The organism is Bradyrhizobium sp. Pha-3 (assembly GCF_042258325.1).
Classification (GTDB): Bacteria; Pseudomonadota; Alphaproteobacteria; order Rhizobiales; family Xanthobacteraceae; genus Bradyrhizobium; species Bradyrhizobium elkanii.
On the sequence record NZ_CP170151.1, the window covers coordinates 1,511,248 to 1,534,798 of the forward strand.

Here is a 23,551-nt window from a genome sequence, read left to right on the forward strand (position 1 = left end):
GCCTTGTTTACCCTGCGGCTAACAGCGTCAGGTTGCGCTCATGGCTCCTTAACAGGGGCGAGTGCAGAGATCGCGCCCGAGGGACAGAGAAATGGCGTCCACGGACAATCCCACGCCGGCTTCGCGCGGCGGCAAGAGCCTTGCCAAGAGTCTCGGCAAGGCGCGCGCCGCCTTTGACGGCTTGCGCAGCCATGGCGGCTTCTGGCTGAAGGCGCTGTCGCAGCCGACCATCGATCTCAGCTTGCGCACCCAGGCCGGCCAGCGCACCCGCATCGTTGAATCGCCGGGCCTGTCGCTGCCGAGGGACGAGCTCGACGCGCTGGTCGGGCAGCTGCGCATCGTCGCCGCCAAGACGCTGCCCGAGGAGAGCCTGACCTACGGCATCTTCTCCGGCGAACCCGAGCGGCTGTCGCGCGCCATCGTCACGCTGATCTCGGATGAAGACACCGGGCGGCCGATCGCTTTCAACGCGCTGTCGGTGATGGACGTGCCGCTCGACGGCGAGCCGGCCGAGGTCACCCATCTCGGCCTCGTCATGGTCGATCCCGATGTGCGCGGGCAGGGGCTCTCCTGGGTGCTCTACGGCCTGACCGCGCTGGTGCTGTTCGCCCGCGACGGGCTGCGGCCGAAATGGATCTCCAACATCACCCAGGTGCCGGCGGTGGTCGGCATGGTCAGCGACACTTTCTCGGACGTCTACCCGTCGCCCTTGCCGGGCGCGCGCCAGAGCTTTGCGCATCTCCAATTGGCGCGCGGCATCATGACGCGGCATCGCGCGGTGTTCGGCGTCGGCGAGGAGGCCGGGTTCGACGAGGCGCGCTCGGTCATCACCAACGCCTATACCGGCGGCTCGGACGCGCTGAAGAAGACCTTCGAGATCGCACCGAAGCACCGCGATGCCGTATACAACGAGTTTTGCGCGCGCGAGCTGGACTACGCGCGGGGCGACGACGTGCTGCAGATCGGCCGCGTCGATCTTGCCGGCGCGCGCCGCTATCTCATGAGTGAGGTGCCCTCGGGCTCGCTGCCGTCGCTGCTCGCGGCGTCCGCGATGCTGGCGCTGCAGCGGCTGGTGCTGCCGGTGGTCTACTGGATGGACGACAGCCGCGCCTTCGGCACGCTGCGTCCGCGCAAGCAGGATAGCGGGGCCGCGCGATGAATTTCGACTACTACTCCTTCACCGGCCGCAATATCGGCTTCATCGACGAGCACGAGCAGCAGCTGCTGCGTCAGGCGCGGGTGTTCGTTTGCGGCGTCGGCGGCATGGGCGGCGCAGCCTTCATGGCGCTGGCGCGCGCCGGCGTCGGCAAATTCGCGATCGCCGACATCGACCGCTTCGAGGTCTCCAACCTCAACCGCCAGGTGTTCGCTTTCGCCGACGAGGTCGGCCGTGAGAAGGCGGCGGTTGCCGCCGAAGCGGCGAGGCGCATCAATCCGACCATCGAGATCGAGGTGCTTGGCGAGAACTGGACCGGCGAGCTGGCCGAGATCGCCGCGCAGTGCCCGGTCATCGTCAACGGCATGGACGATATCGCCGCCGGCGTGCATCTGTACCGGACCGCGAAGCGCGCCGATGCAACCGTGATCGACGCCTATATGTCGCCGCTGCCGTCGGTGATCGTGGTACGCCCGCACGATCCGCGGCCCGAGCAGCGCCTCGGCTTTCCAACCCTTGGCAAGGACTGGACCGAGATCACCGAGGACGACCGCCGCGCCGCGATGCGCGCCGAGATCGAGCACGTGATGCTGCACTCCTCGTCGCGCAACTATGTCGACCTCGCCATCGCCGGCGAAGTCGCCGCCGGCCGCCGCAGCCGGATGTCGTTCGCGCCGATGGTGATCTCGACCGGCATGTTGATGGCCTATGAGGCGGTCGCGCTGATCCTGGGCCGCACCTCCGGCACCGATTGTCGCGGTTGGTTTCTCAACCCGCATCGGCCCGCGATCGAGAGGCCGCGCAATGCGCTCGTCGCCGCGCTGATGCGTCCGCTGGTGCGGCGGGCCATCGATGAACTGATTGGCAGCAAATGACCTCGGGGGTGATCGCCGATTCCATCGTCAATCTGTGCGGCGCCATCGGGCTCGCCGTGGCGATGATGACGTTCTACCGGCGCGATCCGAGGAGCCCGCTGACGCGCCGCCTGCTGCTCGCGCTCGGCGTGATCGCGATCCTGTTCCTCGACCGCGGCCTTGCCTGGTGGACCGCAAGCCGCCTGCTCGACCGCCTCTCGGTGATCCCGGCCTCGCTGGTTCCGCTCGGCGCCCTGATCGTCACCGAAGGCATTTTGCGGCGCCACGCGCCGCGCGCGGTCAAGATCGCGGCGCTCGCGGGCGGCCTCCTGCTCGGCCTTGGCGGCCTGTTCGGGCTGCAACGGCTGGCGATGCCTTACGCGATCGCGCTGGCGCTGTTCCAACTCTTGGGCTTCGCCACTTGCGCGTTCCTGCTGGCGACGCGGGATCGCGCCGCGCTGATGGCCTCGGAGAACCGCAGCATCGGCCGCATGGCGGTCGGCGCGCTGGTCGTGATCCCGTTCATCCTGACCGACTTCCGCACGCTATTTCCTGAAATCCCTGTGCGGCTCGGCGCGCTGGGCGCGCTGCTCACCGTGACCGTGATGCTGATCGCCGGCGGCGGCGCCGAGACGCGCCGGCACGGCCTTGCGATGATGGCGCTGCGGCTGATCTCGTCGGGCCTCTTGGGCCTCGCCGCTGCCTTCATGGCGCCCGACGTCGACGCCGCGCAGATGGTCCGTTTCGTCGCGGTTGCGATCGCCGGCGTCCTGACCATCGGGTTGATGACGGACGCGCTGCGCGCACTGTTCGAATCGCAGGAGCCGGGCGTGCTCAATTCGGTCGCGGCATCGCCGGCGCAGACCCGCGAGCAGTTGATCGCCGAGCTGGCGCGGCATCCGATCTTCGAAAGCGCGCGGCGCTTCCGCGAGAACGAGCTCGCGCTCTACGATCCGCCGCTGCTGCACGACTTCCTGTCGACGCGGCGCGTGCTGCGGCGGTCCGATGCGCCGTGGGGACTGGCGCCGACCGATCCCGCGGCCGAGCGCATGGTGTCGCTGATCTCAGCCAACAACGCCTCCCACGTCATCGTGCTCGGACATGATCCGCTCGACCTGATCGTGCTCGCGGTGCCCGTCACCGCGGCCGATCCCGCCACTGAAACCGCGCTGGCGCTGGTACGCCGGCTCTTGGCGTTGACCCCGGAGGCCAAATGACATCGGAGATCCGCGAGGGCGACCGCAGGGCGGCATTCGACGCCGCGCTCAATGCCTATGGGCGCGACAGCCTCTACGTGCCGCCGCTGTGGAGCGATTTCGACCGGATGTTCGATCCGGCGAAGAACCCGTTCGTCACCGAAGGCCACGGCCGCTACGCGCTGTTCTCCTCGCATCGCGATGGCCGGCCGGTCGGCCGCATCGCCGCCTCGATCCACGACGCGTCCAACCGCAAGCACGGCACCCGCCATGGCGCATTCGGCTTCTTCGATTGCATCGACGACGTCGAGGTGGCCGATGCGCTGCTGCGCGCCGCCGAGCAATGGCTGTCGGCGCGCGGCATGAGCCGCGTCGCCGGCAATTTCAATCTGACCGCCATGCAGCAGATCGGCGTGATGACCGACGGGTTCGACCATGCGCCGTTCACCGACATGATGTGGTCGCCGCCGCACATTGCAACGCATCTCGAACGCGCCGGCTATGCCGCGACCTTTCCGATGACGACGTTCGAGATCGCGCTCGATGGCGGCAAGCCGGAGCAATTGCTCGGCGACAAGCAGCGCGCGGTGCTCACCGATCCGGATTTCGTCTGGCAGCCGATCAAGCGTTCCGCCTTCAAGGTGCGGCTGGAGGATGCGCGGCTGATCCTCAATGACGGCTTTGCCGACAACCCGATGTTCGTGCCGCCGACCGCCGCCGAATATCTGTTCCAGGCCGGCGACATGATGTGGATCATCGACAAGCGGATTTCGACCGTGGTCTATCACCGCGGCCGGCCCGCCGGCGCGATCATCGCGATCCCCGACCTCAATCCGCTGATCAAGGCGATCGGTGGCCGGGTCGGACTGTCAGCGCCGGTCAAATTCGTGCAGCACCGCATCATGAACAGGCGCGCGGTGCTGATCTATCAGTCGGTCTGCCGCGACCTGCACAATCGCGGCCTCAACGGCGCGATGCTCTACCGCACCGCGCTGGCGTTGCAGGAGGCGGGCTACCGCACGCTGGGCGGCACCTGGATCGCCGATATCAACGGCCCCTCGCTGCGCCAGGTCGAGAAGGTCGGCGCAACGCCGCTGCACCGGCTGCATCTGTTCACCAAGCGGCTGGCCGCGGCATGAGCGAGCTGACGCCGGATTTGCTGCGCGAGCTGGTCGCCGAGGCGCGGCTGGCGCCGAGCGTCCACAACATCCAGCCGACCCGCTGGCGCTTGCTCGACGATGCGCGACTGGCGCTGGTCGACGCGACCGGCGTCCGCGCGCCGGTCGCCGACCCCGCGGGGCACGACGTTCGGGTGTCGCACGGCGCGGCGCTGGAGGGCATGAGCCTCGCGCTCAACCGCCGTGGCTTCGCAATCACGGGCATGACCACGATCGAGCAGCCGCTGTCGCCGCAACTCTCCGTGCTCTGCTCTTTTGCGATCAGGCAAGGAGCCGAGCCCGATCCGCTGGCGGACCTCGTGGCACGCCGCATGTCGTGGCGCGGCAAGTTCGTGGCGTCGGCTGACGATGCGGCGGCGCTGGCGCAGCTGGCTGCCGCGCGCGACGATGTGATCTGCATTGCCGATCGCGGGGCGATTGCCGATATCGCCGGCTGGGCCGACCAGGCCGAATTCTCCTTTGTCCACGGCGACGACTACCGGGCTGAGCTGCTCGCATGGATGCGGCTGTCGCCTGGCCATCCGCGCTATCCGCTCGATGGGCTCAACCGTGATGCGCTCGCCATGAATGCGGTCGAGGCCACCGCCGCGCGCTACGTGCTCGGCAGCCTGTTCAAGCCGCTCGATCGTCTCGGCCTCGCCGCGTCGTTGCTTGCCGACTGCGCCAAGACCGCGTCGGCGCCGGCGATCGTTCTGTTTTGTCGCCCCGTCGGTGAGGATCCACTCACGACCGGACGGCATTTCTACCGCGCCTGGCTGGAGATCGATCGCGCCGGTTTCGCGGCGTGCCCGATCTCGGCGCTATCAGATCATCCTGACTTCAACGACCGGCTGCGAAAGCTCGGCAAAATTGGCGCCGATCTGCGCCTCGTCAACGTGTTCCGCATCGGCCGGCCATCAAAACCGTTGAAACCGCGGCATTTTCGGTTGCCGGTTGACCGGCTCATTGTCTGAAAATTAAGCTGCAATCCCCGCTGTCAAAACTTCACGCGGTCGTGCTATGACGCCGCCCGCTAACCAACGACCGGTGGAGATGATGTCGAAGCAATCGCTGCGCGAGGAGGCCGAACGCCTCATCCGCGAGACCATGGAAAAGCGGAACCTCGTCATCAAGCAGGGCATGACCCGGATCGAGGCCGTTTGCGGCAAATGCGGTGCACCGAACCGGGTGCAGGCGGAAAAGGGCCAGTCCCGCGTCAAGTTCACCTGCAAGAATTGCGACCACAAGCAGGAGACGCTCTGAGCATTGCTGCTTTGCGGGTTGGGTTCAGGAAACGCTGTAAGCGCGTGCGTGGTCTGGAGGGTGGTTTGCGAATCCATCCTCCGATTCTGCTTGTACCGTCATCCTGAGGTGCGAGCGGAGCGAGCCTCGAAGGATGCACGGCCACCAGCCGGGCCGTCGATCCTTCGAGACGCGCGCAAGAGCGCGCTCCTCAGGATGACGGTGATAGCGTTGTAGTCGCGTAGGATGGGTGGAGCGAAGCGATACCCATCAATTGCGTCGGCGCGGCGAGATGATGGGTAGCGCTGCGCTCCACCCATCCTACGAAGCAGGTCTACTTGAATACTTCGCAGACCGTGCTGTGATCCGGTGCGGTCCGGGCCGCGGCCCGCAGCGAGATGCTGCGCCACCAGGCATCGAGCGCGTGGCGGTCGCAGGCGAGCTTCACGCTCATCCCGCCGGCGAACTTGATCCAGTCCGCAAAGCTCGCGCGCGACACCGCGATCACGACCGGAATGTCGGCGCCGAGCGCGCGCTCGATCAGGAAGCCAAGCCCCTTGCCGTCGCGCTCCCGCTTGCCGAAGCGGTTGATGATGACGAGATCGGCGCCTTCAGCCAGTGCGTCGGCGACGCGGACGCCGGCGGCCTGTAGCCGTGAGAGATCGAGCTTGCAGCCGGTGGCGCCAGGACTGGTAGGACTTTGGCTCGGCGGCTGCGCCAGCCGCAGCGTCTCGCCGCTATGCACCAGCACGGCCGACAGGCTGGAATCGGCGCATTGGCCTGATTGCACCATGCCAACGACGCGCGCGCCGTGGGCTCTCAGATCGCAGGCGAAGTCGCGCAGGATGGCATCGGGATCGTCAGTGGCGTCGTAGACCACGGCGGCAAGGTCGCATTGGGCATCGAACATGATGGGCCCTGTTCGTTGTGGGATGGGGCAGGCGACCGCGGCGCCAGCGCGTCGCGATCGCCTATTTCTTAGAGATCAGGCGGCCGGCGGGCCGTTGATGATCTGCAGCTGGGTGAATTCGGCGAGGCCTTCCTCGGCGAATTCGGTGCCGATGCCCGACTGCTTGGCTCCGCCGAACGGAATGTTCGGGGCCATGTCGAGATGCTTGTTGATCCACACCGTGCCGGCCTCGATCCGGGTCGCGATCTCGTGCGCGCGCTTGATGTCGGACGACCAGACCGATGCGCCGAGGCCGTAAGTGGTGGCATTGGCGCGGCGGATCACGTCATCCTTGTCGGAGTACTTGATGACAGGCAGCACCGGACCGAACTGCTCCTCGTCGACCAGCTTGGAGCCTTCCTTGATGTCGCGCACGATGGTCGGCTCGATGAAATAGCCGGGGCGATCCATCGCAGCGCCGCCGGCGATCACGTTGCCGTTCTTGCGGGCGTCGTCGAGGAACGCCTTCACCTTCTCGTACTGCATCTTGTTCTGCAGCGGCCCGAGCTTGGTGCCTTGCTTGGAGCCGTCGTCGACCACGGTGTTCTTTGCGATCGCGACCAGCTCGTTGCAGATCTCGTCATAGACGGATTCATGCACGTAGAGCCGCTTGATGGCGAGGCAGACCTGCCCGGAGTTCTGGAACGCGCCCTCGAAGATGCCGGGCGCGACCTTCTTCGGATCGACGTCGTCGAGCACGATGCCGGCGTCATTGCCGCCGAGCTCGAGCGTGATCCGCTTCAAGGTCTGCGACGCGCTCGCCATCACCTTCTGGCCGGTGGCCGAGGAGCCGGTGAAGGAGATCTTGCGGATGTCGGGGTGCTTGGTCATGTGGTCGCCGAGATCGTTGGCGTCGGCGATGAAGTTGAGCACGCCCTTCGGCAGGATGTCCTTGACCAGTTCGGCAAAGCGCAGCGAGGCGAGCGGCGTGGTAGGCGCGGGCTTCACCACCAGCGCGTTGCCGGCGAGCAGCGCCGACGGCAGCTTGAACGCCAGGATCAGCAGCGGATAGTTCCAGGGAATGATCGCGCCGACCACGCCGAGCGGGCGGCGATAGGCCTCGACCTTGCGGTCGCCGGAATTCTCGATCACGCGCATCGGCAGTTCGAGCGAGCCGAGATAGCGGAAGAAGCCGGCCATGCCCATCACCTCGCCGGTGGCGTCGGCGAGCGGCTTGCCCTGTTCGCTGGTCAGGATATGCGCGAGCTCGTTGGCGTTGGCCTCGATCACCTCGGCCATCTTGATGATCAGCTTGCGGCGCTCCTCGATCGGCGTGGCGGCCCAGGCCGGGTAGGCGGCCTTCGCGGCGGCGACAGCCTTGTCGAGCTGTTCCCTCGAGGCGCGCGGGCATTGCGCCACCACCTCTTCGGTCGCCGGATTGAGCACCGGCATGGTCTGGTCGCCGGGTACCATCTTGCCGTCGATGATAAGCTTGTAATCACTCATTGGCCTTGCTCTCCCTGGTCAAACGGGCCCTTCGCGGACCTCGCTATATTCATGTGTATATCACGGCTGCGGCACGGACGCCACGGCCATTCAGGGCACGCGCGCGGCACTGCCGAACCGAATGAATTCTCTGGAAAATCGTGAAGAAAAATCAGCCTGGGCTTCGTGCTGATTTATTCGCGGTTGCCCGCCCGGCGTCAATCGGGGCACCGCGGGCTTCAATAGATTCTAATGCCGCGTGCGCCTCTGCCGGTCGCCGCCGCGGCTATACTTTTAAGGGCTGGACGCTGGTCGTCTTCGCGATATATTGAACGGAATATAACGGCGATCCGGAGTGCCGGCATACAGATCGAAACCCAGGAGCTCACCACCTGCGAAGTCGCGTCCGATGGCTGCGCCATTTCGCTTGGCTTCGTGGACGGCAAGGGTGAGCCCGCAACCATCCGCCTGTCGATCAACCAGGTCGGTGCGCTGGTCATGACCTTGCCCGGGCTGATCAGCAAGGCGCTGCAGACGCGCTTCGGCGACCAGACCTTGCGCTACGCCTATCCGCTGGATTCATGGGTGATCGAGCAGTCGACCGATCCGGCCCAGGGCATGATGACGCTCAAGACCTCGGACGGATTCAGCGTCTGCTTCTCGATCCCGCGCGCGCAACAAAGCGAGCTCGGTGAAGCGCTGGTGGCGACGCCGGCAGCGCCGCTGCGGGTGCGCGCGAATTAGCTTGTAGGGTGGGCAAAGCGAAGCGTGCCCACCATTCTCTCGGCGATGAGCAGAGTTGGTGGGTTTCGCTGCGCCAACCCACTTTACGCAGTGTCTGCCATATATTCCGCTGTCATGCCCCGCTTCATGCGGGGCATCCAGTACGCCGCGGCCCCTCGGTTCAAGCACTGAAGTCTCTGGAATACTGGATCGCCCGGTCAAGCCGGGCGATGACAGCACGAATGGGGAAAGTCCGTAGAGTGGGTTAGCCCATCCTACAAATTCACTTCCCCTTCACGAACGCGGCGAACGCGTCGCCGTAATCCGGATGCCAGCGCGACAGCGGCGGGCGGTTCTCGACGATGTCGCCGGCGGCCCACAGGATGCGGCGTTCGTCGAGCGCGCGCGGCACGTCGTTGTCGGGGCAGAGGATGTAGAAGTCGCCGGCTTCGAGGCGTTCGATCATGAAGTCGACGGTCTGCTCCGCCGTCCAGGCGCCAGCCGGCTTCTCGGTGCGGCCGCGGGCGGTCAGCCCGGTGAAGACAAAGCCCGGGATCAAGAGATGCGCCGATATCTTGCAGCCGTCGGTGTTGCGCAGCTCGTGCTGCAGCGCCTCGGTGAATGCCTTCACGCCGGCCTTGGAGACGTTGTAGGCGGGATCGCCCGGCGGCGTGGTGATGCCCTGCTTGGAGCCGGTGTTGATGATCAGCCCTGGCCGGCCGCGCTTGATCATGTTGGGCGCGAACGCCTGCGTGCCGTTGATCACGCCCCACAAATTGACGCCAAGGATGCGCTGCCAATTGTCCGCGGGCCCGAACATCGCGCTGCCGGGCTGGATGCCGGCATTGTTCATCAGGATGTCGGTGCCGCCGAACTTTTTCGCGACCGTGTCCTCGAGGCTTGCGACCGCGTCGGCGCGGCTGACATCTACCGCTGCTGTCATTATGTCATCAGCGCCGCCGGGTGCTGCAGATGACAGTTTTGTCGCAGCCGCCTTCAGCCGGTCATCGCCGAGGTCTGCGATGCAGACCTTCATGCCGGCCTGCGCGAACCGCAATGCGGCGGCAAGTCCGATTCCAGAGGCGCCGCCGGTGATCACGGCAACATGATTGGTTGATATCACGGGGTGGGGCATCGGTGGTCTCCGGACACATATATGGCTGAGGGCATAGTGCAGTTCGGTGGATTCATCCTTCGAGACGCCGCTTCGCGGCTCCTCCAGCGACAAAGGCAAAGCCTTTGCGCGGGGATGAGGCCTTATATCAGACCCTCATGGTGAGGAGCGCGGTAACGCCGCGCGTCTCGAACCACGAGGCCGTGATCGAGCATACCGCACGCACCATGCACGCGCGTGCATGGGAGGTTTCCGTACGTGCCGTCCTGATCAACGCCGGCTCGGCTTTACGGTTTCGCGCCTGCGCTGTAGAATTCGGCATATAACGCCTCCAAAAGACCTCAGCCGACATTTTACAGGGAGTGCAAACATGGCTGTTTCGCAGGCTATTCCGATCACGCGCCATCCTTATGCCGATGGCTCCTACAAGAAGATGCTGATCGACGGCAAATGGGTCGACGCCGCCTCCGGCAAGAAATTCGAGACGCATAATCCCGCCACCGGCGAGCTGCTCGCGTCGGTCGCCGAGGGCGATGCCGAGGACATCAACCGTGCGGTCGCGGCGGCGCGCCGCGCGTTCGAAGGGCCCTGGAGCAAGGTGAAGCCGTTCGAGCGGCAGAACATGCTGCTCAAGCTCGCCGAACTCGTCGAAGCCAATTTCGAGGAACTGTCCCAGCTCGACACGCTCGATATGGGCGCGCCGATCAGCCGGACCCGCGGCAACCGGCTGCGCGCGCTCGGCATGCTGCGCTACTATGCCGGACAGGCGACCGCGATCCATGGCGAGACCATCGAGAACTCGCTGCCCGGCGAGATCTTCTCCTACACGCTGAAGGAGCCGATTGGCGTGGTCGGCGCGATCATTCCCTGGAACGGGCCGCTGACCGCCTCGATCTGGAAGATCGGCCCGGCGATCGCGACCGGCTGCACCGTGGTGCTGAAGCCGGCCGAGGAATCGCCGCTGACCTCGCTGCGCATCGGCGAGCTCTGCATGGAGGCCGGCATTCCGCCCGGCGTCGTCAACGTCGTGCCGGGATATGGCGAGACCGCGGGCGCCGCGCTCGCATCGCATCCGGATGTCGACAAGGTCGCCTTCACCGGCTCGCACATCACGGGACAGTCGATCATCCGTGCGTCGGCCGGCAACCTCAAGCGCGTCTCGCTCGAGCTCGGCGGCAAGTCGCCGGACATCGTGTTCGCCGACGCCGATCTCGACGCCGCGGTGCCGGGAGCTGCGATGGCGGTGTTCGCCAATTCCGGCCAGATCTGCAGCGCCGGCACGCGACTGTTCGTTGAGCAGAAGGTCTATGACGAATTCGTCGGCCGCGTCGCCGAGTTCGGCAAGAAGCTGCAGGTCGGCAACGGCCTCGACCCCAACACCCAGATTGGTCCCCTGGTGTCGCAGCAGCAGATGGACCGCGTCTCAGGCTATCTCGACATCGGCCAGAAGGAGGGCGCCAAGGCGCTCGCCGGCGGCGGCCGCCTCACCGAGGGCGCGCTGTCGAAGGGCTATTTCGTGCAGCCGACCGTGTTCGCCAATGTGCAGGACAACATGCGCATCGCGCAGGAGGAGATCTTTGGCCCGGTGATCTCGGCGATCTCGTTCAGGGATCCGGAAGAGCTGATCAAGCGCGCCAACGCCACCACCTTCGGCCTCGGCTCGGGCGTCTGGACCACCAATGTCAGCAAGGCGCACCAGGTCGCCAAGGCGCTGCGCGCCGGCTCGGTCTGGGTCAATTGCTACCAGGCGATGGACCCCGCGGTGCCGTTCGGCGGCTACAAGATGAGCGGCTACGGCCGCGAGTCCGGCAAGCAGCACGTCGAGGAATATCTCAACGTCAAGGCGGTCTGGATCAAGACGGGTTAGGGCTGGTCCCGCTGTTTCTCTTCACCTCTCCCCGCCTGCGGGGAGAGGTATCGCATCTACCGTCTTGGCGACCGCGCAAGCGCTCGGCCTCGTGGTTCGAGACGCGCCGCAAGCGGGCGCTCCTCACCATGAGGGTCTACTATTTTGCCGCAAAACCAGACCTCATCCTGAGGAGCCCGCCGAAGGCGGCGTCTCGAAGGATGGCCACGAGGGCACCGCCACGAAATGCGACAGCCCTGCGCTTGCGGGGAGAGACATAGGCCGCCTTCGGCGGCCGTCCATGAAATCGACGCCGAAGCTAAGCTTCGGCTATGTTGCATCGAAGATGCAATCCGGGTGGGGGGTACAGGTCTCAACGCTCGGCGCGCTCGCGGAGGGAAGCCCTCGCCCCAACGCCTGCACGATTTCGGAATATTAGAAGAGTACCCCTGATTTGCCCGACGCGTCAAGTTGCCTCGTCGAGCGCCGGCCACCGCCGGCTCCTTTGCATGGGGTTGTTTTCGATATTTTCGTAAGCGCCCCTTGCTGCGGCCGCCGGTCCCTGCGTTTACCGCCCGGCGGCCTTCTTCGGCTTGCCGATGTCGCTGCGCAGCGCCTCGAGATCCTTGCGCACGGCGCTTGCCGCATCGCGCTCGATCTTGCGGTAGCGCGCCACCAAAGAAAGGCCGAACGGGGTCAGCACCGCGCCGCCGCCATTCTTGCCACCGGTCTGCCGTTCCACCGCCGCCTGCCGGCAGATGCGGTTGATCTCGTCGACCAGGTCCCAGGCGCGCTTGTAGCTCATGTCCATGGCGCGGCCGGCGGCGGAGATCGAGCCGCATTCCCTGATCCGCTCAAGCAGCAGGATCTTGCCCGGCCCGATCCGGTCCTCGGCATCGAGGTCGATGCGGACGCTGAGGGAGGGGAGCGATGAGGCGCTCGATTTCGACATGGGAGACCTGTTCTCGTGGCAACAGATTGCCACTACCCGCTTTCATGAACAAGATGAACCCGTTAGATAACGGGCATGATCCGGAAAAGTGGTAACCGGTTTTCTGGGCGGATCGTGCCCACACCATAACGGAAACCACATAAGAATATTTGGGGCAGGCATGAATCCTCCGTCGCTGTTCTCTCCGCTCAAGATCGGTCCTTACCAGCTCGAACATCGCGTCGTGATGGCGCCGCTGACGCGGATGCGGGCGGCGCGGCCGAGCCTCGCGCCGCGGCCGATGAACGCGGAATATTATGCGCAGCGCGCCACGCCCGGCGGCTTGCTGATCGCGGAGGCCTCGCCGGTGGTTGGGACCGGCTTCGGCAATCCTGGCGTTCCCGGCATCTACAGCGAGGCCCAGATCGCGGGCTGGCGCGAGGTGGTGGATGCCGTGCACGCCAAGGGCGGCTTGATCTTCCTGCAGCTCTGGCACGTCGGCCGCGTCTCGCATTCCTCGTTCCAGCCGGGCGGCGCGCTGCCAGTGGCGCCGTCGGCGGTCGCGATCCCGTCCGAGTTCAAGTGCATGACGGCGGACGGCAAGGTGGTCGACTACGAGACGCCGCGCGCGCTCGAGACCGACGAGGTCGCCCTGATGGTCGAGGCCTACCGGCAAGGCGCGAAGAACGCGCTCGCCGCCGGTTTCGACGGCGTCGAGATCCACGGCGCCAATGGCTATCTGATCGAGCAGTTCCTGCAGTCGCGCAGCAATCTGCGCACCGACCGGTATGGCGGCTCGATCGAGAACCGCGTCCGCTTCCTGATGGAGGTGACGCAGGCGGTGACCGAGGTCTGGGGCGCGAGCCGCGTCGGTGTGCGGCTCTCGCCCTACGGCATCGCCAATGGCAGCGGCGAGGCCGACCCGATGCCGCTCTACAGCCACGCCATCACAGCGCTGGACAAGCTCGGGCTCGCCTATCTGCATTTCATCGAGCCGCGCGCCTCGGGCACCGGGCGCGCCGAGGTCGACTGGCAGAACGTACCGTCCGCGATGGTGCTGTACCGTCCGATGTGGAGCGGCGTGCTGATCACCGCCGGCAATTTCGTCGGCGAAACCGCCGCGAGCGCGGTCGCCGAAGGTCATGCCGATGCGATCGCGTTCGGCCGCTACTTCATCTCCAACCCGGATCTGCCGCGCCGCCTGCAGCGCGGCTATCCCCTGACCAAGTACAACCGCGCCACCTTCTATGCAGGCGAGGAGAAGGGCTACACGGATTATCCGGTGCACGACGAATTGGCGCAGGCGTAGGTCTTCGTAGCCCGGATGCAGCGCAGCGAAATCCGGGGCCTTGCAATCAGCGGATCAAGCATCCCCGGATTACGCTTCGCTGCATCCGGGCTACGATAGCTCGGCCAGCAAAACCGGGAGACCGCGATGTTTCCGGACGACGAGTTCGAGTCGACCAAGAAACCAAAACCCGTGGCGTTGGCGAAGCCCGCGGCCGGCCAATGCCTGTGCGGCAAGGTGCGGTTCGAGATCGATGTGCCGGCGCGCTGGGCCTGGCATGATCACACCGCCGCCAGCCGCCGCGCCCATGGTGCGGTTTATGCGACCTATGTCGGCAGCTGGAAGAAGCGCTTCCGCATCACGCAAGGCGAAAGCGAGCTGTCGCGTTACGAGGACGCGAAAAGCAAGACGGCGCGCAGCTTCTGCGCCAATTGCGGCACGCCGATTTCTTACGAGCGCGCGCGGTCGCCGCACATGGTCAACATCCCGCGCGCGCTGTTCTCGGGGCGCACCGGCCGGCAGCCGCTCTATCACATCGCGATCGAGGAACTGCAGGAATGGGCCTATACCGGCGAGCCGCTGGTGCCGCTGAAGGGCTATCCCGGCGTGGTCTGGCAGCGCTCGAAAAAGAAGAAGCGCAGCGCGCGCGAGGGGATGTTCTAGCGAGCGCTTCGCCTCAGGCGCGCGCCTGCGGAATGCGGCCATGACCGCTCGCTCGATTGCCCCAGCTGCGCAAGTTTGGTCATCTCCCTTGATCCCCGTCGGCCAACGCGCCGACAGGCCTGGAGGGAACATGAAGAATCGCATTACCGGCCGCTCGGCATTTTTGGCGCTGCTGAAGGATGAGGGCGTCACCCATCTGTTCGGCAATCCCGGCACCACCGAACTGCCGATCATGCACGCGCTGAAGGATCATCCGGATCTCACCTATGTGATGGCGATGCAGGAGAGCCTGGTGGTCGCGATGGCCGACGGCTTCAGCCGCGCCTCCGGCAAGCTGGTCGCCTGCAATGTCCATGTCGCACCCGGCCTCGGCAACGCGATGGGCTCGCTCTACAATGCGAGCTTCACCGGCACGCCGCTGATCCTCACTGCCGGGCAGCAGGAACAGGGCCATGGTCTGACTGAACCGGTGCTCTATGGCCCGTTGGTGCAGATGGCGACGCCGCTGGTGAAATGGGCGGTCGAGGTGACGCGGCTCGAAGACCTGCCGCGGATCGTGCGTCGCGCCGCCAAGATCGCGACCACGCCACCGACCGGGCCGGTGTTCATCTCGCTGCCCGGCGACATCCTCAATTCCGAAGCCGGCATCGAGCTCGGGCGCTCCACCCGGATCGACACGCGCGTCCGGCCGTCGGAGGAGCCGCTCAAGGCGCTGGCCGCGCGCATCCTGAAAGCCGAGCGTCCCGTCATCGTCGTCGGCGACGAGATCGTGAAAAGCGATGCGCTGCGCGAGGCGGCCGATCTTGCCGAGACGCTGGGCTGCCCGGCCTGGCAGTCGCCGACGCCCTATGGTTCGCACTTCTTGTCCGAAAGCCCGAGCTTCATGGGCGCGATCGCGCGGCTGCAGAAGGTCGCGCGCGACGTGCTGGCGCCGCATGATCTTCTGATCGCGCTCGGCGGTGATCCGCTGCGGATGTCTGTTTACAGCGAGGTCGATCCGCTGCCGGACGGGCTCTCGATCGTGCAGGTCGGCCTGGTCGACAGCGACCTCGCCAGGAACTATGGCGCCGAGATCGCGGTGAAGGCGGACGTCAAGGAAACGCTGCGCGCGCTGGTTCCTGCGTTGAAGGAGGCCGGCGGCGGCGCGCTGGAGACGCGTGCCAGGCAGGGACTCGCGGCGTTGTCGACCAAGAACTGGGCGGCGAAGCGCAAGGCGCTGGTCGAGCAGATCTCGAAGGCGGGCCAGACCTCGCCGATCGATCCGGACTGGCTCGCGTTGCAGGTCGTGGAGGCGATGCCCGACAACGCGATCCTGGTGGACGAGGGCCTGACCTCGTCGCGCCAGATCATCGCGCTGCGCGCGCATCGCGATCGCTACGGCTATCACGCGCTGGCCTCCGGCGGCATCGGCTGGGGCCTGCCGGCCGCGGTCGGCGTCAGCCTCGCCAATCCGCAGCGCCCAGTGGTGTGCTATTCCGGCGACGGCTCGTCGATGTATTCGATCCAGTCGCTGTGGACCGCAGCCAATCACAAGCTGCCGCTCAACTTCGTCATCGTCAACAATGGCGGCTACCGCATCATCAAGCAGCGCCTGCTCGCCTTCCACGGCGATGACAATTATGTCGGCATGGATTTCATCGATCCGCCGGTTGACTTCACCGGCGTCGCGCGCTCGCTCGGGCTCGAGGCGATCAGGATCACCGACCCGCAGGAGCTGAAAGGCGTGATGAAGTCGGCGTTCAGCCGCCCGGGCGCTAAGCTGATCGAGGTGGTGGTGAGCAATGCGGTGAATTGAGCGCACCGGGCGCCTCTATCACCGTCATCCTGAGGTGCGAGCGAAGCGAGCCTCGAAGGATGTACGGCCCGCCTGGTGGCCGTCGATCCTTCGAGACGCGCGCAAGAGCGCGCTCCTCAGGATGACGGGATGGGCAGATGTGTGTGCCGCGTCATTGCGAGGAGCGAAGCGACGAAGCAATCCATAATCCCGCATATGCGGAACGATGGATTGCTTCGCTTCGCTCGCAATGACGGCGCGGATCACTCCGCCGCAGCGCTACGCTTCACCCGATATCGGGTCGCCGGATGAGTCGCGTCCAGCCTCGCACGCCCTTCGCCGAACAACTTCTCGCGCAAGGTGCCCTTCGCATACTCCCGCTTGTAGCGGCCGCGCTTGACGAGCTCCGGCACCAGCATGTCGGCGATGTCCTCGAAATCGCCGGGCGAGATCGCAAACGCGACGTTGAGGCCGTCGACGTCGGTGTCCTCGAACCATTGCTCGATCTTGTCGGCGACCTGCTCCGGCGTGCCGACCACCACGGGCCCGGCGCCGCCGATGCCGACATGCTCGGCGACCTCGCGCACGGTCCAGACCCGGTCGGGATCGGCGCGGGTGACGTTGTCCATCGCGGAGCGGCCGGCGTCGTTCTGCACGTGCCGCACCTCCTGGTCGAGCGAATAGGTCGAGAAGTCGACGCCGGTCCAGCCCGACATCAGCGCCAGCGCGCCTTCATGGCTGATATGGCTGCGATACTCGGCGTACTTCGCTTTCGCCTCCGCCTCGGTCGGCGCCACCACGATGCACATCATCGAGAACATCAGGATCTCGGCCGGGTTGCGGCCCTTCGCGGCCGCGAGCTCGCGGATCGCCGACACCCGCGGACCGATCACCTTCGCCGACGGTCCCGACATGAACACGCATTCGGCGTGCTCGGCGGCAAACTGCCGGCCGCGCGGCGAGGTGCCGGCCTGGTAGAGCACCGGCGTGCGCTGCGGCGAAGGCTCCGACAGGTGGATCGCGTTGAGCCGGTAGTTGTTGCCGTCATGGTGTACCGGATGCACCTTGCTCGGATCGGTGAAGATGCCGCGTGCGACGTCGCGGATCGCGGCGTCGTCCTCCCAGCTGCCTTCCCAGAGCTTGTAGACCAGCTCCATATATTCGTCGGCGAGCTCGTAGCGGTCGTCATGCGCGGTCTGCTTGTCCTTGCCGGCGCCGCGCGCGGCACTATCGAGATAGCCGGTCACCACGTTCCAGCCGACCCGGCCGCCGGTCAAATGGTCGAGCGTCGACATCCGCCGCGCGAACGGGTAGGGCGGCTCGAAGGAGAGATTGCTGGTGACGCCGAAGCCGAGATTTTCCGTCACCGCGGCCATCGCCGGGATCAGCATCAACGGTTCGTTGGCCGGGGTCTGCGCCGCGTTGCGCAGCGCTGCATCCGGACTATTGGCATAGACGTCGTAGACGCCGAGCACGTCGGCGAGGAACAGCCCGTCGAACCGGCCGCGCTCCAGCGTCTTCGCCAGATCGATCCAGTAGGACAGCTTGTTGTAGTCCTTGGTGCGATCGCGCGGATGGGTCCACAGCCCCGGCGACTGATGCGCCACGCAGTTCATGGCAAAGGCGTTGAGCCGGATTTGTTTTGTCATTGTCGAAAACCTTGGTCGAAACCTTGCGCGCCGCTTCGATTGCTGCCCGGTCGATGCCGGGCGTCCCGCATCAACTTGTTGCGACTTCCCACGTTTTGGCAAGGCCCATTCGCATTTCGCGCCCTTCCGGTCGTGAGCCGATCCCGATAGGTTGCGCCTCTCCAGAAGCATGATCGGGGCGCAAAGCGTCGCGTTCGGGTGGGATCATGCCAAGACACGACCGGACGAAGGAACAATCATGGCGACACGGGCCGACGCAATCGCAAACGTGCGAGAGCATTTTCAATCGGGACAGTTCCTGAAGGAGCTGGACCGCAGGGTCGGCTACCAGACCGAGAGCCTGAATGCCGACAAGGCCGCTGCGCTGCGCGCCTATCTGGTGGAGAATCTGCAACCGGCCTTCGCTGAGCTCGATTTCAAGACCCACCTGATCGAGTCGCCGACCGGCCGCGGGCCCTATCTGATCGCCGACTATCAGGAAGACGCTTCGCGGCCGACCGTGCTGACCTATGGTCACGGCGACGTCGTCGACGGCATGGTCGGCGAATGGCGCGACGGGCTCGATCCCTGGCAGACCACGGTCAAGGGCGATCGCGTCTATGGCCGCGGCACCGCCGACAACAAGGGCCAGCATTCGATCAACGTGGCCGCGCTGCGGGCGGTGAAGCAGGCACGCGGCGGCAAGCTCGGCTTCAACGCCAAATTCATCATCGAGACCGGCGAGGAGATCGGCTCGCCCGATCTGCGCGAGGTCTGCGAGGCGCATCGTGAGGAGCTGAAGGCCGACCTGTTCATTGCCTCCGACGGGCCGCGGTTGTCGGCGGAGCGGCCGACCATCTTCCTCGGCTGCCGCGGCGGCAACCGCATCCATCTCGACGTCAATCTGCGCGAGGGCGGCAACCATTCCGGCAATTGGGGCGGCGTGCTCGCCAACCCCGCGACGATCCTGGCGAGCGCGATCGCGAGCCTGGTCGACGGCAAGGGCCGCATGAAGCTCGAGATCCTCAAGCCCCCGCCGATCTCCAACCGCGTCCGCGCCGCGCTCGCCGACGTCGAGGTCAAGCCGTCGGCAGACGAACCGGCGCTGGCGGAAGACTGGGGCGAGGAGGGCCTGACCGCGGCGGAGCGGCTCTATGCGTGGAATACGCTGGAAGTGCTGGCGATGTCGTCGGGCAATATCGAAAAGCCCGCCAACGCGATTCCCGGCAAGGCCAATGCCGTGCTGCAGCTTCGCTTCGTCGTCGGCACCCGGCATCTCGAGGTGATCGACGCGGTGCGGGATTATCTGCACAACAACGGTTTCCCGATGGTCGAGGTCTCGGGCACGCAGCGCTTTGCCGCCTCGCGCACCGACATGGACAGCCCGTGGATCGACTGGGCGGCGAACTCGATCCGCGCCACCACCGGCAAGGCGCCGGCGGTGCTGCCGAACTTCGGCGGCTCGCTGCCGAACGACGTGTTCTCCGAAGGCCTCGGCCTGCCGACGATCTGGGTGCCGCATTCCTATCCGGGCTGCTCGCAGCACGCCCCCGACGAGCACATCCTGCTGCCGGTGACCGAGGAGGCGCTGACCATCATGGCCGGCCTGTTCTGGGACCTCGGCGAGGCGCCGCACAAGGGGTGAGGAGCGAGGCTCGCTTGTTCCCCGTCATCCTGATTTTCCCCGTCATCCTGAGGAGCGCGCTCTTGCGCGCGTCTCGAAGGATCGACGGCCACCGGCGGGGCCGTGCATCCTTCGAGGCTCGCTCCGCTCGCACCTCAGGATGACGGGGGGAAACGAGGATCGTCAGCACATAGGCGAGCGGACGCGACGCCGTTCTTGAATAGCCATACCCGGCTATGACGAGTTGAAGGCTGGTGCCTGCACTGGCAAAGGAAATCTGATGACGCTACCGACGCCGACCGCAATGTCCGGCCCAGACGCCACAACCAAGAAAAACATCACCCGCCTGATCGTCGCGACCTCGGTCGGCAATGCGCTCGAATGGTACGACATCTCGGTCTACGCCTATTTCGCGGTGTATCTCTCCAAGGCGTTCTTCCCGGCCAATGATCCGACCACCTCGCTGCTCCTGACTTTCGGAAGCTTCGGCCTGTCGTTTCTGATCCGCCCGATTGGCGGCATCATGCTCGGCGCCTATGCCGACCGTCACGGCCGCAAGGCCTCGCTGATGCTGTCGATCGTGCTGATGACGTTCGGCACGCTGGTGCTGGCGCTGATGCCGACCTATCAGACCATCGGCATCCTGGCGCCGATCGCGGTGCTGCTGGCGCGGCTGGTGCAGGGCTTTTCCGCCGGCGGCGAGTTCGGCTCCTCGACTGCGTTCCTGGTCGAGCACATGCCGGAGCGGCGCGGCTTCGTGGCGAGCTGGCAGTTCGCGAGCCAAGGCGTCAGCGGGCTTCTGGGCGCGGGCTTCGGTGCGCTCCTGACCTCGTTGATGAGCCCGGAGGATCTGCAATCCTGGGGCTGGCGGCTGCCGTTCCTGTTCGGCGTCTTGATCGGCCCGGTCGGCATCTACATCCGCAACCATGTCGACGATGCGACCCCGCCGCCGGCCGCGAAGCAGGAATCGCCGGTCAGGGAAGTGTTCGCGCGGCAGAAGCTCGCCACGATGCTTGCGATCGGCGCGCTCGCGGTGTCGACCGCGGTCAACTATTTGATCGTCTACATGCCGACCTATGTGGTGAAGACGCTCAACCTCGCGCCGTCGGTCGGCTTCATCGCCTCGTTCGCCGCGCAGACCGCGGTTGCGCTGCTGGCGCCGATCGCAGGCATGGTCTCCGACAAGATCGGACGCACCACCCACATGATCCTGTTTGCGCTGCTGCTGCTGGTGTCGATCTTCCCGGCCTTCCTCTTGCTCACCGGCAAGCCGACGCCTGTGATCATCCTGATCGGCGTGCTCTGGCTCGGCGTCCTCAAGTCGCTGTATTACGGGCCGCTCGCCGCGCTGATGTCGGAACTGTTTCCGGCGGCGACGCGTGCGACCGGGCTCGGTCTCAGCTACAATATCGGTGTCACATTGTTCGGCGGCATGGGGCCGGCGATCATGACCTGGCTGGGCGGCTTCGCGGCGATCGGCGAGCTCGCGCCGGGCTACTATCTCACCGCGGTCTGCATCCTCAGCCTCTGCGCGCTGTTCACGATCCGCAGGATGCGGCTGGCGTAGTGCATGATCCGAAAAAGTGCGAAGCGGTTTTTCGAAATGATCATGCGCAAATCGCATCAGATTTCGTGATGCGAAATTCAGATATCCTTATTGTTGCACAGCAACGTAGATAGTCGAAATGAAAGTTTCATCTGACGAAAGTATACGGTGTCCGGCGCACGTCATCCGTCCTAGGATGATGTCCGCCGGGCGCCTCTCTTCGTCGTGCCCGGTTCAGGATCTGGAATTGACGGCAAGGAAGGCCATGGCATGAATGCCTCCACGACTGCGACCGCACGGACCAGCCGCAAGAGGCCACTGCCGGAGCCCGGCCAACCCGACAAGTTCAACGCGATCCAGAAGGTCTGCGCGATCCTGCGTGTGCTGGCGCAGCGCTCGCCGCTGCGGCTCACCGACATCGCCGACACCACCTCGCTGAACAAGGCGACGGCGCTGCGTATCCTCAACTCGCTGATCGAGGAAGGCTTCGTCAGCCGCGTCGCCGGCGCCAAGACCTATGAGCTCGGCCAGGAGGCGCGGGTGATGGCGGTCGGCGCGCGCCGTTCGGTCGACATCGCCGAGCTGGCGCAGCCGAGCCTGCTCCGGCTGTCGGAGCGCTCGGCCGATACGGCGCTGCTGTCGGTGCGCTCCGGCGTCGAGGCGCTCTATCTGGCGCGCTCGGTCGGCAACCATCCGCTGCAGCCGAACTATCTGCAGATCGGCAGCCGCCGTCCGCTCGGCGTCGGCGCCGGCGCGCTGGCGCTGCTGGTCTGGCTGCCGGATGCCGAGATCGAGGCTGTGATCGAGGTGATCGTACCGCGGCTGGCGAAATCGCCGCGCATCACGCCAAAGTTCCTGCGCGAGCGGATCGCCATGGCGCGCAAGGCCGGCCACACCGTGCTGATCGACGCCGCGTTTCCCGGCATGGGCGGTGTCGGCGTGCCGGTCCGCGACGATGCCGGCGAGGTGGTCGCCGCGCTCTCGATCGGCGCCGCGTCCGACCGCATCCGCCGCCGCGAAGGCGAGCTCGCCGACATGCTGAAGAAGGAAGCCCAGGTGCTGGCCCGCGCGCTGGCCCAGGCGCCGAAGAACGGGCGCGCGGCGAAGATGGGTTGAGCGGTCGGGAGTAAGACCTTCCGCGGACTGGCTTCACCTCTCCCGCTTGCGAGGGCTTTGCGCAAAGGCGAATCTGCGATTCTCTAGGACCGATCTGAAGGGGGAGGCGGGGATGGCGTATCGGCAGGTTGGTCAAGCGAGCTTCGCAGATGCGCTGGTGTCGCGGCGGGGGAAAGGGAGTTCGGTGCTGAGGCGGATTGGCGAGCTGGTCGATTGGGCGGCTGTGGAGTGCGTGCTGCGCAGCCTTGCTGAACCGGAGCGTGGAGCGCCGCCCTATCCACGGCTGGTGATGTTCAAGGCGTTGTTGTTGCAGCAATGGTATGGGTTGTCTGATCCGGAGCTGGAGGAGGCGCTCGATGATCGGGCCTCGTTCCGCGAATTCTGCGGCTTTGTGCTCGGTGACGAGACGCCCGACCACACGACGATCTGGCGCTTCCGCGAAGCTTTGCAGCAGGCCGCTCTGGAGGAGAGGCTGTTCGGCGAGATCCTGCGCCAGATCGACGCGCGCGGGCTGGTGCTGCGCCGGGGCACCTTGATCGATGCGAGCCTGATCCCGGCGGCGGTGAAGCCGCCGAAGCCGCCGAAAGACCCGCTGCCGCTCGGCCCGGACGGCCGTGCGCCGAGCAAGCTGGTCAACAGCGAGCGGGATGCGGATGCGCGATGGACCAAGAAGGGTGGCAAGCGGTACTTCGGCTACAAGGCGCATGTCGGCGTCGACCAGGGCTCGGCGATCATCCGTCGCAGCAAGCTGACCGACGCCGCGGTCAACGACACGGTGCCGGCCGACGAGTTGATCTGCGGCGACGAGAAGGCGGTCTACGCCGACCAGGCCTATGACAAGCACGAGCGCCGCGCCCTCCTCGCGGCCCGGGGCATCAAGCCGCGGCTGATGTTCCGGCCCAACAAGCATCATCCCCTGACCGCGCGTCAGAAGCGCTTCAACGACGCCGTGGGACGGCGCCGCGCCCCGGTCGAGCAGGTCTTCGCGCGCCTCAAGGGCGTCTATGGCTGGGCGCGCGCTCGCTATCTGGGCTTGGCACGCAATCAGACCCATCTGCATCTTCTCTGCCTCGCCATGAACCTCAAACGATGGGCAATGCTGCGTCCAGCGGGAGTTGCGCTGTGACCGCCGCTCCGCAATGCCGTCAATCGGCCGCCCAAACCAAGCTGTCCACTCCCCCGCGCCCCCAGAAGCCACGCAAAAAAAGGCCTGACACTGGCCTGCACTCGCGCACGCCCGATTGCGCAAAGCCCTCGCTTGCGGGGTCGAGACGAGCGAAGCTCGCTCTTAGGTCGGATTGCGTCGAAGACGCAATCCG

20 protein-coding genes are annotated in these 23,551 nt (G+C 65.9%); 15 read left to right on the forward strand and 5 right to left on the reverse strand.

The annotated features are described in order from the left end of the window. The first annotated feature begins 91 nt into the window (after positions 1-91). The 6 genes from ACE10X_RS07295 to ACE10X_RS07320 all read left to right on the forward strand — a co-directional run bounded on the left by ACE10X_RS07295 (position 92) and on the right by ACE10X_RS07320 (position 5,626). Positions 92-1,159 (forward strand): hypothetical protein, encoded by a 1,068-nt coding sequence (locus ACE10X_RS07295; protein ID WP_375764124.1) that lies wholly within the window; start codon positions 92-94, stop codon positions 1,157-1,159. After that, positions 1,156-2,031: a ThiF family adenylyltransferase gene (locus ACE10X_RS07300; RefSeq protein ID WP_375764125.1), complete on the forward strand. Its 876-nt coding sequence runs from the start codon at positions 1,156-1,158 to the stop codon at positions 2,029-2,031. Before ACE10X_RS07295 ends, ACE10X_RS07300 begins: the two co-directional genes overlap by 4 nt. Beyond that, complete coding sequence (locus ACE10X_RS07305) at positions 2,028-3,227, forward strand: hypothetical protein (protein WP_038384290.1); 1,200 nt, start codon at positions 2,028-2,030, stop codon at positions 3,225-3,227. The genes ACE10X_RS07300 and ACE10X_RS07305 overlap by 4 nt, the downstream gene beginning before the upstream one ends. After that, a complete protein-coding gene (locus ACE10X_RS07310; protein WP_038384289.1) occupies positions 3,224-4,345 on the forward strand; it encodes a hypothetical protein in 1,122 nt (373 codons plus the stop codon). Before ACE10X_RS07305 ends, ACE10X_RS07310 begins: the two co-directional genes overlap by 4 nt. Then, entirely contained in the window at positions 4,342-5,337 is a 996-nt protein-coding gene (locus tag ACE10X_RS07315; RefSeq protein WP_304557492.1) for a hypothetical protein, read from the forward strand. Before ACE10X_RS07310 ends, ACE10X_RS07315 begins: the two co-directional genes overlap by 4 nt. Positions 5,338-5,419: 82 nt before the next feature. Beyond that, positions 5,420-5,626 (forward strand): hypothetical protein, encoded by a 207-nt coding sequence (locus ACE10X_RS07320; protein WP_038376311.1) that lies wholly within the window; start codon positions 5,420-5,422, stop codon positions 5,624-5,626. Between the two features lie 313 nt (positions 5,627-5,939). Here ACE10X_RS07320 and ACE10X_RS07325 read toward each other — a convergent pair whose 3' ends face one another. Together ACE10X_RS07325 and ACE10X_RS07330 are read right to left on the reverse strand one after the other, a co-directional pair. Then, positions 5,940-6,515, reverse strand: a complete 576-nt coding sequence (locus ACE10X_RS07325) for a DUF2478 domain-containing protein (protein ID WP_304557493.1) — start codon at positions 6,513-6,515, stop codon at positions 5,940-5,942. 75 nt (positions 6,516-6,590) lie between these two features. Then, positions 6,591-8,000, reverse strand: coding sequence for an aldehyde dehydrogenase family protein (locus ACE10X_RS07330; RefSeq protein WP_038384283.1), 1,410 nt, complete (start codon positions 7,998-8,000; stop codon positions 6,591-6,593). Between the two features lie 414 nt (positions 8,001-8,414). On the opposite strand from ACE10X_RS07330, the gene ACE10X_RS07335 reads away from it, so the two are divergent. Further along, on the forward strand, positions 8,415-8,723 hold the full coding sequence (locus tag ACE10X_RS07335; RefSeq protein ID WP_338132071.1) for a hypothetical protein: 309 nt from the start codon (positions 8,415-8,417) through the stop codon (positions 8,721-8,723). Between the two features lie 262 nt (positions 8,724-8,985). Here the strand turns inward: ACE10X_RS07335 and ACE10X_RS07340 are convergent, their stop codons facing one another. Further along, positions 8,986-9,837, reverse strand: coding sequence for an SDR family oxidoreductase (locus tag ACE10X_RS07340; RefSeq protein WP_051002950.1), 852 nt, complete (start codon positions 9,835-9,837; stop codon positions 8,986-8,988). A 349-nt stretch (positions 9,838-10,186) separates the two neighbouring features. On the opposite strand from ACE10X_RS07340, the gene ACE10X_RS07345 reads away from it, so the two are divergent. Beyond that, entirely contained in the window at positions 10,187-11,683 is a 1,497-nt protein-coding gene (locus ACE10X_RS07345; protein ID WP_038384280.1) for an aldehyde dehydrogenase family protein, read from the forward strand. Between the two features lie 547 nt (positions 11,684-12,230). Here the strand turns inward: ACE10X_RS07345 and ACE10X_RS07350 are convergent. Then, positions 12,231-12,614, reverse strand: a complete 384-nt coding sequence (locus ACE10X_RS07350) for a winged helix-turn-helix domain-containing protein (protein ID WP_038384279.1) — start codon at positions 12,612-12,614, stop codon at positions 12,231-12,233. A 160-nt stretch (positions 12,615-12,774) separates the two neighbouring features. On the opposite strand from ACE10X_RS07350, the gene ACE10X_RS07355 reads away from it, so the two are divergent. From ACE10X_RS07355 to ACE10X_RS07365, 3 genes are all read left to right on the forward strand, one after another. After that, a complete protein-coding gene (locus ACE10X_RS07355) occupies positions 12,775-13,902 on the forward strand; it encodes an alkene reductase (RefSeq protein WP_038384278.1) in 1,128 nt (375 codons plus the stop codon). 126 nt (positions 13,903-14,028) lie between these two features. Further along, positions 14,029-14,544 (forward strand): GFA family protein, encoded by a 516-nt coding sequence (locus ACE10X_RS07360; protein WP_051002949.1) that lies wholly within the window; start codon positions 14,029-14,031, stop codon positions 14,542-14,544. 130 nt (positions 14,545-14,674) lie between these two features. Next, positions 14,675-16,339 (forward strand): thiamine pyrophosphate-binding protein, encoded by a 1,665-nt coding sequence (locus tag ACE10X_RS07365; protein ID WP_304557494.1) that lies wholly within the window; start codon positions 14,675-14,677, stop codon positions 16,337-16,339. A 242-nt stretch (positions 16,340-16,581) separates the two neighbouring features. Here the strand turns inward: ACE10X_RS07365 and ACE10X_RS07370 are convergent, their stop codons facing one another. Then, positions 16,582-17,967 carry an LLM class flavin-dependent oxidoreductase gene (locus ACE10X_RS07370; RefSeq protein ID WP_038384274.1) on the reverse strand — a complete coding sequence of 462 codons (1,386 nt, stop codon included), beginning with the start codon at positions 17,965-17,967 and terminating at the stop codon, positions 16,582-16,584. A 238-nt stretch (positions 17,968-18,205) separates the two neighbouring features. Here ACE10X_RS07370 and ACE10X_RS07375 point away from each other — a divergent pair, with 238 nt between their 5' ends. The 4 genes from ACE10X_RS07375 to ACE10X_RS07390 all read left to right on the forward strand — a co-directional run bounded on the left by ACE10X_RS07375 (position 18,206) and on the right by ACE10X_RS07390 (position 23,358). Next, complete coding sequence (locus ACE10X_RS07375; RefSeq protein WP_038384276.1) at positions 18,206-19,591, forward strand: M20 family metallopeptidase; 1,386 nt, start codon at positions 18,206-18,208, stop codon at positions 19,589-19,591. A gap of 259 nt (positions 19,592-19,850) precedes the next feature. Next, on the forward strand, positions 19,851-21,137 hold the full coding sequence (locus ACE10X_RS07380) for an MFS transporter (protein ID WP_051002948.1): 1,287 nt from the start codon (positions 19,851-19,853) through the stop codon (positions 21,135-21,137). Between the two features lie 249 nt (positions 21,138-21,386). Then, positions 21,387-22,232 carry an IclR family transcriptional regulator gene (locus ACE10X_RS07385; protein ID WP_051376052.1) on the forward strand — a complete coding sequence of 282 codons (846 nt, stop codon included), beginning with the start codon at positions 21,387-21,389 and terminating at the stop codon, positions 22,230-22,232. A 112-nt stretch (positions 22,233-22,344) separates the two neighbouring features. Then, positions 22,345-23,358, forward strand: a complete 1,014-nt coding sequence (locus ACE10X_RS07390; RefSeq protein ID WP_304557374.1) for an IS5 family transposase — start codon at positions 22,345-22,347, stop codon at positions 23,356-23,358. Positions 23,359-23,551 lie beyond the last annotated feature (193 nt).

What these genes read in the sequence shown, in the direction of transcription:
- ACE10X_RS07295 (WP_375764124.1), top strand. Translation starts at nt 92, where the DNA reads ATGGCGTCCACGGACAATCCCACGCCGGCTTCGCGCGGCGGCAAGAGC.
- ACE10X_RS07300 (WP_375764125.1), top strand. Translation starts at nt 1,156, where the DNA reads ATGAATTTCGACTACTACTCCTTCACCGGCCGCAATATCGGCTTCATC.
- ACE10X_RS07305 (WP_038384290.1), top strand. Translation starts at nt 2,028, where the DNA reads ATGACCTCGGGGGTGATCGCCGATTCCATCGTCAATCTGTGCGGCGCC.
- ACE10X_RS07310 (WP_038384289.1), top strand. Translation starts at nt 3,224, where the DNA reads ATGACATCGGAGATCCGCGAGGGCGACCGCAGGGCGGCATTCGACGCC.
- ACE10X_RS07315 (WP_304557492.1), top strand. Translation starts at nt 4,342, where the DNA reads ATGAGCGAGCTGACGCCGGATTTGCTGCGCGAGCTGGTCGCCGAGGCG.
- ACE10X_RS07320 (WP_038376311.1), top strand. Translation starts at nt 5,420, where the DNA reads ATGTCGAAGCAATCGCTGCGCGAGGAGGCCGAACGCCTCATCCGCGAG.
- ACE10X_RS07325 (WP_304557493.1), bottom strand. Translation starts at nt 6,515, where the DNA reads ATGTTCGATGCCCAATGCGACCTTGCCGCCGTGGTCTACGACGCCACT.
- ACE10X_RS07330 (WP_038384283.1), bottom strand. Translation starts at nt 8,000, where the DNA reads ATGAGTGATTACAAGCTTATCATCGACGGCAAGATGGTACCCGGCGAC.
- ACE10X_RS07340 (WP_051002950.1), bottom strand. Translation starts at nt 9,837, where the DNA reads ATGCCCCACCCCGTGATATCAACCAATCATGTTGCCGTGATCACCGGC.
- ACE10X_RS07345 (WP_038384280.1), top strand. Translation starts at nt 10,187, where the DNA reads ATGGCTGTTTCGCAGGCTATTCCGATCACGCGCCATCCTTATGCCGAT.
- ACE10X_RS07350 (WP_038384279.1), bottom strand. Translation starts at nt 12,614, where the DNA reads ATGTCGAAATCGAGCGCCTCATCGCTCCCCTCCCTCAGCGTCCGCATC.
- ACE10X_RS07355 (WP_038384278.1), top strand. Translation starts at nt 12,775, where the DNA reads ATGAATCCTCCGTCGCTGTTCTCTCCGCTCAAGATCGGTCCTTACCAG.
- ACE10X_RS07360 (WP_051002949.1), top strand. Translation starts at nt 14,029, where the DNA reads ATGTTTCCGGACGACGAGTTCGAGTCGACCAAGAAACCAAAACCCGTG.
- ACE10X_RS07365 (WP_304557494.1), top strand. Translation starts at nt 14,675, where the DNA reads ATGAAGAATCGCATTACCGGCCGCTCGGCATTTTTGGCGCTGCTGAAG.
- ACE10X_RS07370 (WP_038384274.1), bottom strand. Translation starts at nt 17,967, where the DNA reads ATGACAAAACAAATCCGGCTCAACGCCTTTGCCATGAACTGCGTGGCG.
- ACE10X_RS07375 (WP_038384276.1), top strand. Translation starts at nt 18,206, where the DNA reads ATGGCGACACGGGCCGACGCAATCGCAAACGTGCGAGAGCATTTTCAA.
- ACE10X_RS07380 (WP_051002948.1), top strand. Translation starts at nt 19,851, where the DNA reads ATGACGCTACCGACGCCGACCGCAATGTCCGGCCCAGACGCCACAACC.
- ACE10X_RS07385 (WP_051376052.1), top strand. Translation starts at nt 21,387, where the DNA reads ATGAATGCCTCCACGACTGCGACCGCACGGACCAGCCGCAAGAGGCCA.
- ACE10X_RS07390 (WP_304557374.1), top strand. Translation starts at nt 22,345, where the DNA reads ATGGCGTATCGGCAGGTTGGTCAAGCGAGCTTCGCAGATGCGCTGGTG.